The organism is Pseudomonas sp. Ma2-10 (assembly GCF_054330215.1).
Genome location: NZ_JBTEYL010000011.1, coordinates 176,850 through 186,249 on the forward strand (window position 1 = coordinate 176,850; position 9,400 = coordinate 186,249).

At 57.1% G+C, this 9,400-nt stretch carries 8 protein-coding genes; 2 read left to right on the forward strand and 6 right to left on the reverse strand.

Features of this window, described 5'->3' with window-relative positions; translation table 11 throughout:
* From ACXPVS_RS15745 to ACXPVS_RS15770, 6 genes are all read right to left on the reverse strand, one after another.
* Positions 1-216 carry a DUF1127 domain-containing protein gene (locus ACXPVS_RS15745; protein ID WP_008154465.1) on the reverse strand — a complete coding sequence of 72 codons (216 nt, stop codon included), beginning with the start codon at positions 214-216 and terminating at the stop codon, positions 1-3.
* A gap of 319 nt (positions 217-535) precedes the next feature.
* A complete protein-coding gene (locus tag ACXPVS_RS15750; RefSeq protein ID WP_458510755.1) occupies positions 536-2,029 on the reverse strand; it encodes an acetyl-CoA hydrolase/transferase family protein in 1,494 nt (497 codons plus the stop codon).
* Between the two features lie 180 nt (positions 2,030-2,209).
* A complete protein-coding gene (locus tag ACXPVS_RS15755) occupies positions 2,210-3,661 on the reverse strand; it encodes an NAD(P)(+) transhydrogenase (Re/Si-specific) subunit beta (protein ID WP_458510756.1) in 1,452 nt (483 codons plus the stop codon).
* Positions 3,661-3,984, reverse strand: a complete 324-nt coding sequence (locus ACXPVS_RS15760; RefSeq protein WP_017335806.1) for an NAD(P) transhydrogenase subunit alpha part 2 — start codon at positions 3,982-3,984, stop codon at positions 3,661-3,663. Before ACXPVS_RS15760 ends, ACXPVS_RS15755 begins: the two co-directional genes overlap by 1 nt.
* Before the next feature lie 15 nt (positions 3,985-3,999).
* Positions 4,000-5,121, reverse strand: coding sequence for a Re/Si-specific NAD(P)(+) transhydrogenase subunit alpha (locus ACXPVS_RS15765; protein ID WP_458510757.1), 1,122 nt, complete (start codon positions 5,119-5,121; stop codon positions 4,000-4,002).
* Between the two features lie 435 nt (positions 5,122-5,556).
* Complete coding sequence (locus ACXPVS_RS15770) at positions 5,557-6,456, reverse strand: LysR family transcriptional regulator (RefSeq protein ID WP_458510758.1); 900 nt, start codon at positions 6,454-6,456, stop codon at positions 5,557-5,559.
* Between the two features lie 157 nt (positions 6,457-6,613).
* Here ACXPVS_RS15770 and ACXPVS_RS15775 point away from each other — a divergent pair, with 157 nt between their 5' ends.
* Both ACXPVS_RS15775 and ACXPVS_RS15780 read left to right on the forward strand, forming a co-directional pair.
* Positions 6,614-7,795 carry an acyl-CoA dehydrogenase gene (locus ACXPVS_RS15775; protein ID WP_123369330.1) on the forward strand — a complete coding sequence of 394 codons (1,182 nt, stop codon included), beginning with the start codon at positions 6,614-6,616 and terminating at the stop codon, positions 7,793-7,795.
* 13 nt (positions 7,796-7,808) lie between these two features.
* On the forward strand, positions 7,809-9,029 hold the full coding sequence (locus tag ACXPVS_RS15780) for a CaiB/BaiF CoA transferase family protein (protein ID WP_458510759.1): 1,221 nt from the start codon (positions 7,809-7,811) through the stop codon (positions 9,027-9,029).
* Positions 9,030-9,400: the final 371 nt, after the last annotated feature.

Genomic DNA, 9,400 nt, shown 5'->3' on the forward strand with positions numbered 1-9,400 from the left:
TTAGCGCCAGAACGGCTTGCTCAGCTCTTCGTAGCGTTGTGCTTCGCTAATCCCTGCGTCAGCCAGCAGACGCGAATCCAGACGAGCCAGTTGATGGCGGCTGGAGATGCGGCGCTGCCACAGCATCAAGTTGGCGAGAACGCGAAGAGGCGTGGAAGCCTGGGTTTTTACAGCGTTGTCTTCGAAAAACAGCTCGGAACTGAGTGTACGTTCCATGGTTGACATCCTTCCGCTTATGGCGGGATTAGGTAGTGGTTTAACTGATGCCAATGATCCTCTCGTTTGGCCAGTCTCTCTAGATACAGTTCACTTGTATTGTGAGGGACCAGTTAACTGTTAAAGGGTGGTGTACTGGTCGAAATTGACACAACTGTACTTGTCTGCACTCATATGGTGCGTTATTGGCGGATTGGCTCGGAAAGGTAGGCGCTTGCGGTAGAAAAGGACCAGTACAGCAGTACAGTTTTGCTCGGTATTTGGTTTGGCAACAGTGAGCTGACGAAACTGTGTTTGCGTCAGCTGCTATCTGTACTAATTACACCGCGAGCATCCGCCCGGTTTCTTCCAGGTTTATGTGCCAGCTCAGGGCATCACGCAGGATATGCGGCGTATGTCCGCCGAGTGCACACGCGGCTGTGAAGTAGTCATCCAGGGCTTGGCGATAGTCCGGGTGCACGCAGTTGTCGATGATGACCCGAGCGCGTTCTCGCGGCGCCAGGCCACGCAAGTCCGCCAGACCGATCTCGGTGACAAGGATGTCGACGTCATGCTCCGTGTGATCAACGTGGCTGACCATCGGCACCACACTGGAAATCGCGCCGGCCTTGGCGATCGATTTGGTTACGAAGATCGCCAAATGTGCATTGCGCGCAAAGTCGCCCGAGCCGCCGATGCCGTTCATCATCCGCGTACCGCAGATGTGGGTGGAGTTGACGTTGCCGTACAAGTCGAATTCAAGCGCCGTGTTGATGCCGATGATGCCGAGCCGGCGCACCACTTCCGGGTGGTTGGAGATTTCTTGCGGACGCAGGACCAGTTTGTCTTTGTAGCGCTCAAGGTTGCCGAAAACATCGGTATTGCGACGGCTCGACAAAGTGATTGAACTGCCCGAAGCAAAGCTCAGCTTGCCGGCGTCGATCAGGTCGAAGGTCGAGTCCTGAAGCACTTCGGAGTACATCGTCAGGTCTTCGAACGGCGAGTCGATCAGGCCGCACATTACCGAGTTGGCGATGTTGCCAATCCCGGCCTGCAGCGGGCCGAGCTTGTTGGTCATGCGTCCGGCAGCCACTTCCTGCTTGAAGAAGTCGATCAGGTGCTCGGCAATGGCTTGGGTATCAACGTCCGGCGGCAGTACGGTGGACGGCGAGTCGGACTGATTGGTGATCACGATTGCGACGATTTTTTCTGGCGGAATCGGGATGGCGGTGCTGCCGATGCGATCGTCGACCTTTACCAGCGGGATCGGCGTGCGCGTCGGCCGATAGGTCGGGATATAGATGTCGTGCAGTCCTTCGAGATTCGGGTTGTGCGCCAGGTTGATCTCGACGATCACCTGTTTGGCGAATATCGCGAAGCTGGCCGAGTTGCCGACCGATGTGGTCGGAACGATGTGACCTTGTTCGGTGATCGCCACTGCCTCAATCACCGCGATGTCCGGCAGTTTGAGCTGCTGATTGCGCAGTAGCTCCACGGTTTCCGAAAGATGCTGATCAATGAACATCACTTCGCCGGCGTTGATGGCCTTGCGCAGGGTGCTGTCGACCTGGAAGGGCATGCGTCGTGACAATACGCCGGCTTCGGTGAGCTGTTTATCGAGGTCATTGCCCAGGCTGGCGCCGGTCATCAGCGTGATTTTCAGCGGGGTGATTTTGGCGCGTTCGGCCAATGCGTGGGGCACGGCTTTGGCTTCGCCGGCGCGAGTGAAACCACTCATGCCGACGGTCATGCCGTCCTCAATCAGTGCGGCAGCGTCAGCGGCGCTCATCACTTTATCCAACAACGAAGGCAAGCGAATACGATCACGGTACATGGATTGTTATCTCGGGCAACGAAAGCAAGGTGTGCAGTCTAGTGATTTCAAAAAAATTCCTCCCGCTACCATGGTCGAATGCAGAGTCCTGATTTAGAGCCTTTGGTCGGGTTTTGGCAGGCAATAAAAAACCCCAGCCTACTAAAGGCTGGGGTGTTGGGTATTGCGCTGGAGCAGGTTTTACTCGATGGCTTTAACCATGTCTTCGATGACTTTCTTGGCGTCGCCGAAGACCATCATGGTTTTGTCGAGGTAGAACAGCTCGTTGTCCAGACCGGCATAGCCGCTGGCCATCGAGCGCTTGTTGACGATCACGGTCTTGGCTTTATAGGCCTCGAGTATCGGCATGCCGGCAATTGGCGATTTTGGGTCGTTCTTCGCGGCCGGGTTGACCACGTCGTTGGCGCCGAGCACCAGCACCACGTCGGTCTGACCGAACTCGGAGTTAATGTCATCCATCTCGAACACTTGCTCGTAAGGCACTTCGGCCTCGGCCAGCAGGACGTTCATGTGCCCTGGCATCCGACCAGCCACCGGGTGGATCGCAAACTTCACGGTGACGCCCCGGTGGGTCAGCTTCTCCGCCAGTTCCATCAGTGAGTGTTGGGCGCGTGCCACCGCCAGGCCATAACCCGGAACGATGATCACGGTGTCGGCGTTGGTCAGCAGGAAGGTTGCGTCGTCAGCCGAGCCGGATTTCACCGGGCGGGCTTCTTTCGAACCGGCTGGGCCGGCCGCATCGGGTGTGTTGCCGAAACCGCCGAGCAGTACGTTGAAGAACGAACGGTTCATCGCCTTGCACATGATGTACGAGAGGATCGCACCGGACGAACCTACCAGCGAACCGGCGATGATCAGCATCGAGTTGTTCAGCGAGAAGCCGATACCTGCCGCTGCCCAGCCGGAGTAGCTGTTGAGCATCGACACCACCACCGGCATGTCTGCGCCGCCGATCGGGATGATGATCAGCACGCCCAGCACGAAGGCCAGGGCCAGCATCAGCGCGAAGGCACTGAGATTGCCGGTGAGCATGAAGGTTATGCCCAGCGCCAGTGTCGCCAGACCCAGCAGCAGGTTCAGCTTGTGCTGGCCGCCGAACTGTACGGGTGCGCCCTGGAACAGGCGGAACTTGTACTTGCCCGACAGCTTGCCGAAGGCGATTACCGAGCCGGAGAAGGTGATTGCACCGATGGCCGCGCCGAGGAACAGCTCCAGGCGGTTACCGGCAGGAATCGCATCGCCCAGTTGCTTGACGATACCCAGCGATTGCGGTTCAACGACAGCAGCGATGGCAATGAACACTGCGGCCATACCGATCATGCTGTGCATGAAGGCGACCAGTTCGGGCATTTTGGTCATTTCAACGCGCTTGGCCATGATCGACCCGGCGGTACCGCCGACCAACAGACCTACGATGACGTAACCGATGCCGGCGGTGGCCCCGCCTTGCCCAAAAGAGAGTGCGCCCAGCTTATAGACGAGGCCCACTGTGGTGAGGATTGCCAGCGCCATGCCGAGCATGCCGTACACATTGCCGCGCCGCGACGTAGTCGGGTGCGACAGGCCTTTCAGGGCCTGGATGAAGCAGATCGACGCGATCAAGTAGAGCGTCGTGACGAGATTCATGCTCATTACTTGGACGCCTCTTCTTTTACCGCTTTTGGGGCTTTTTTCTTGAACATCTCAAGCATCCTGCGGGTCACCAGGAAGCCACCAAATACATTGACCGCCGCCAGCGCTACCGCCAGGGTGCCCATGGTTTTGCCCAGTGGCGTCACGGTCAACGCCGCGGCCAGCATGGCGCCAACGATCACGATCGCCGAGATCGCGTTGGTTACCGCCATCAAAGGCGTGTGCAGTGCAGGTGTAACGTTCCAGACCACGTGATAACCGACATAAATCGCCAGCACGAAGATGATCAGGTTGTAGATACCGGGGGAGATAAGCTCTTCCATCGTCTGAATCCCTGCTTAGGCGTTTTTGCGGATGACTTGGCCGTCGCGGCACATCAGGCACGCGGCGACGATGTCGTCTTCGAGGTTGATCTCGAACTGGCCTTCTTTGTTGAAGACCAGCTTCAGGAAGTCCAGCAGGTTGCGCGCATACAGTGCCGAAGCGTCTGCCGCGACTGCGCCGGCCAGGTTGGTCGGGCCGCAAATGATCACGCCATTCTCGACGACCACCTGGTCAGCCACGGTCAACGGGCAGTTACCGCCCTGGGCTGCCGCGAGGTCGATGACCACCGAGCCCGGCTTCATCTGCGCCACAGTCTCCGCGCTCAAAAGCGTCGGCGCCTTGCGACCTGGGATCAGTGCGGTGGTGATGACAATGTCAGCCTGCTTGGCGCGTTCGTGCACGGCCAGGGCCTGACGTTGCATCCAGCTCGCGGGCATTGGACGCGCGTAACCGCCGACACCGACGGCGCATTCGCGCTCTTCTTCGGTTTCATACGGTACGTCGACGAACTTGGCGCCGAGGGATTCGATTTGCTCTTTTACCGCAGGGCGTACGTCAGACGCTTCGATCACTGCACCCAGACGTTTCGCCGTAGCGATCGCCTGCAAGCCGGCCACGCCAGCGCCGAGAATCAGCACGCGCGCCGCTTTCACGGTACCTGCAGCGGTCATCAGCATCGGCATGAAGCGAGGATAATGGTGAGCAGCCAGCAACACGGCTTTATAGCCGGCGATGTTGGCTTGGGAGGACAGCACATCCAGGCTCTGGGCTCGGGAGGTGCGCGGCGCGGCCTCCAGTGCGAAAGCGGTAATGCCGCACTCGGCCAGCTTGGCAATGGTTTCATTGCTGAACGGGTTGAGCATGCCCACCACAACGGTGCCGCTCTTTATGAGCAGCAGTTCGCTGTCGCTGGGGGCGACCACCTTGAGAATCAGCTCGGCACCAAACGCATCGTTGGCGCTGCCAATAATTGCGCCTGCCGCTTCATAGGCTCTGTCGACAACGCTGGCGTTAGTACCCGCGCCGCTTTGCACAGTGACCTTATGACCCTGGCCGATCAGCTTCTTGATGGTTTCCGGGGTTGCAGCAACCCGTGTTTCACCCGTCTGGGTTTCGAGAGGAACACCAATGTGCACGTCAAATCTCCTGCGTGATCTTATTGAGTAAACCCAGGCACTTCGGATGGTGCGGCTGGGGCGGCCGATCAGCACGATCCCGCCAAATCAGGGCGGGGCGCGGCATTTTGCAGGCGAACTTAGTGCCCTTCAAGAGTTTATGACGGGTGACGGAAAATTAACTACAAGTCACCCCGTGACCGAATGTCGCAACTAACCGATTCAATCCCTTGCAGGCCGTGCCTTGTAAAGGTTTTTGTGAAAATTGAAGAATTTACACATCGGTCAGATGAATGAGTCGTTATTGCTCTGAAATAGAGGCTCAATGCCACGTCTTCAGGGCCTTGTGGGACGTTTGTACTGCTTGTCGGTACAGTTTTTGAATATGCGACAAATACTTATATCTGTAGTGCTTTTGTTTTATTGACTACGTAGTCAGTTAATCAAGCGAAGTCTTTATCCTTCTAGGCTGTAGCTCTGTGCCTGATTGATCAGCCAATCGCGAAATGCCCTTAAAGAGGCCGATTCGACCTTTCGCTCGGGAATCATCAAGTAATACGCCTTGATACTTGATAGCGCCTGGGCGTTGGCAATGACCAGGCGCTTCTCGGTCAGTTCACGTTGAATCAGGAACGGTGGAATCAACGCTATTCCCATATCGTGCATGGCCGCTTGGGCAAGCATGGAGAATAGCTCGTAGCGCGGCCCTGTCATGTCTCGAGGGATATTAAGGTTTTGGGCGTTGAACCACTGGCGCCAGGCATAAGGACGGGTGGTCTGTTGGAGCAGGGGGAATTCGGCGATGTCGCCGGGAGACAAGGTTGTCTTGTTCCTCATGAGACTGGGGCTGCATACCGGCATCGGATTCTCGCCCATCAGCCTGTGGGATTCAGTACCCGACCAGTCCGCGTCGCCAAAATAGATCGCGGCATCGAAGTCGGTGTCGGCAAACAGGAACGGCCGCGTTCGGTTAGTGAGGTTGACCGTCACTTCCGGGTGTTTTTGCTGGAAATCCTTGAGTCGTGGCAACAGCCATTGAGTGCCGAAGGTTGGAACCACCGCCAGCTCGATCACGTTGGCACCTTGCTGGCCCATCACTGACAAGGTGTCCCGTTCAACGGCATCGAGCTGGGTTGCCACCCGGCGGCTGTAGGAAAGACCGGCCTCCGTCAGTTTGACCCCACGTCGCGAGCGACGGAACAGTTCTACGCTGAGGAACTCCTCAAGGCTGGCGATCTGTCGGCAAATGGCGCCTTGAGTGAGCGAAAGCTCCTGAGCAGCCTTGGTAAAACTTTCGTGGCGAGCTGCCGCTTCAAAGCTGATCAGGGCCGTTGTGCTGGGGATTTTCCTGCGCATGTACGTCAACCTCACTAATACATTGCATAAAAGCTACTTTGCGATGTTTCGGAGTGAGAAAGTAGCACAACAGTATGCAAAATCCTCGTTTGCCGTAACGCGGAACCCGGCCTAGGATCAGCCCACGTTATTTGACACGATTCGAGAGGACACACTCATGGGCGGTAAAGCTAGCTTCAACTGGATCGATCCCCTGCTGCTGGATCAACAGCTCACCGAAGAAGAACGCATGATCCGCGACACCGCTGAGCAATTCGCTCAGCAGAAGCTCGCGCCGCGTGTTCTCGAAGCTTTCCGCCATGAAAAGACCGATCCGGCAATCTTCCGCGAGATGGGCGAAATAGGTCTGTTGGGCGCTACCATCCCTGAGCAGTATGGTGGAAGCGGCTTGAACTACGTCAGCTACGGCCTGATAGCCCGTGAAGTCGAGCGCGTCGACTCCGGCTACCGCTCGATGATGAGCGTGCAGTCCTCGCTGGTCATGGTGCCGATCAATGAATTTGGTACCGAAGCCCAGAAGCAGAAGTACCTGCCGAAATTGGCTTCAGGCGAATGGATTGGATGCTTCGGTCTGACTGAGCCTAACCACGGTTCTGACCCAGGCGCGATGATTACTCGTGCGCGCAAAGTAGAAGGCGGCTACAGCCTGACCGGCAACAAGATGTGGATCACCAACAGTCCGATCGCTGATGTGTTCGTGGTCTGGGGCAAGGACGATGCCGGCGACATCCGCGGCTTCGTTCTGGAGAAAGGCTGGAAGGGCCTGAGTGCTCCTGCGATTCACGGCAAGGTTGGTCTGCGTGCATCCATCACCGGCGAGATCGTCATGGACAACGTGTTTGTCCCCGAAGAGAACATCTTCCCGGATGTCCGTGGTTTGAAAGGTCCTTTTACTTGCCTCAACTCGGCACGTTACGGCATTTCCTGGGGGGCGCTGGGAGCCGCCGAATTTTGCTGGCACACCGCTCGCCAATACACCCTGGATCGTCAGCAGTTCGGACGCCCGTTGGCTGCTACTCAGCTGATCCAGAAGAAGCTGGCCGACATGCAGACTGAAATCACCCTGGCGCTGCAAGGCTGCCTGCGTCTGGGACGTATGAAAGATGAGGGTACTGCGGCGGTCGAGATCACGTCGATGATGAAGCGTAACTCCTGCGGCAAGTCTCTGGACATTGCTCGCATGGCGCGCGACATGCTGGGCGGTAACGGTATTTCCGATGAATTCGGTGTTGCTCGTCACTTGGTCAACCTGGAAGTGGTGAATACCTATGAAGGTACGCATGACGTCCATGCGCTGATCCTCGGTCGTGCGCAGACTGGCATCCAGGCGTTCTATTAATAGGAGAACGGCCATGGGCGCGCTTTCGCATCTACGGGTACTGGATTTATCGCGGGTTCTGGCCGGGCCGTGGGCCGGACAGATCCTGGCTGACCTTGGCGCCGAAGTGATCAAGGTCGAGCGCCCGGGCAATGGCGATGACACGCGCGCCTGGGGCCCTCCCTTCCTTAAAGACGCTTATGGCGAGAACACTAGCGAGGCCGCCTATTACTTGTCGGCCAATCGCAACAAGCAATCGGTCACCATCGACTTCACGCGCCCAGAGGGGCAAAAGCTGGTGCGTGAATTGGCGGCCAAGTCAGACATCCTGATTGAAAACTTCAAGGTCGGTGGTTTGGCGGCATATGGTTTGGACTATGAGTCTTTAAAGGCAATCAATCCGAATCTGATCTATTGCTCGATTACCGGGTTTGGCCAGACGGGCCCTTACGCCAAGCGCGCGGGTTATGACTTCATGATCCAGGGGCTCGGCGGACTGATGAGTCTGACGGGGCGACCCGAAGGGGATGAGGGCGCTGGGCCGGTGAAAGTCGGCGTGGCGCTGACGGACATTTTGACCGGTCTCTATTCGACTGTAGCGATCCTTGCAGCGCTTGCGCATCGGGATCATGACGGTGGCGGCCAGCATATTGATATGGCGCTGTTGGATGTTCAGGTGGCTTGTCTGGCTAACCAGGCAATGAATTACCTGACTACGGGTAATGCTCCGAAGCGCCTGGGCAATGCTCATCCGAATATCGTGCCTTATCAGGACTTTCCTACGGCGGATGGAGACTTCATCCTCACCGTGGGTAATGACGGACAGTTTCGCAAGTTCGCTGAAGTGGCTGGTCAGCCGCAGTGGGCAGATGACCCACGCTTTGCGACCAACAAGTTGCGGGTGGCGAATCGTGCGGTGTTGATTCCACTTATTCGCCAGGCGACTGTGTTCAAGACGACTGCTGAGTGGGTGCTGCAGTTGGAGCAGGCAGGTGTGCCGTGTGGGCCGATCAATGATCTGGCTCAGATGTTTGCGGATCCTCAGGTTAAGGCGCGCGGGTTGGCGATCGAGCTACCCCATGTGCTGGCCGGGATGGTGCCGCAAGTGGCGAGTCCGATTCGTCTGTCGGAAACGCCTGTGGAGTATCGCAATGCGCCTCCTCTATTAGGAGAGCATACGCTGGAGGTTCTGCAGCGGGTGTTGGGTCTGGATGCTGGCGCTGTGGCGGCGCTCAAAGAGGCCGGGGTGCTCTGAGGATTTCTTCTATAGGGGAGGAGTGGTTTTACTCTCCTATATAGAGAGGGAGCGGGCTGTTTACGGCGATCAGCAAGCGTTTGATAGAAAAGCTCAATTAAGAGTTGACGGCAGATTCTGGACGTCTATAATTCGCCCCACTTCCGGCGCAGTCGAAACGGAAAACTCCTTGGTAAACAAAGAGTTATGCGGTTTTCGGCAACGAGTTGCTTCAGGTCATCGAAGCCCAGAAGGAGTTGAAAGGGCGGCGTTGTTTGGCTCTTTTAACGATTCGATCTTCTCGGTCGAAAGCGGTGTAAAAGAGGTGTTGACAGCAGCGAGTAACGCTGTAGAATTCGCCTCCCGCTAACGAGAGATCGGAAGCGCAAGTG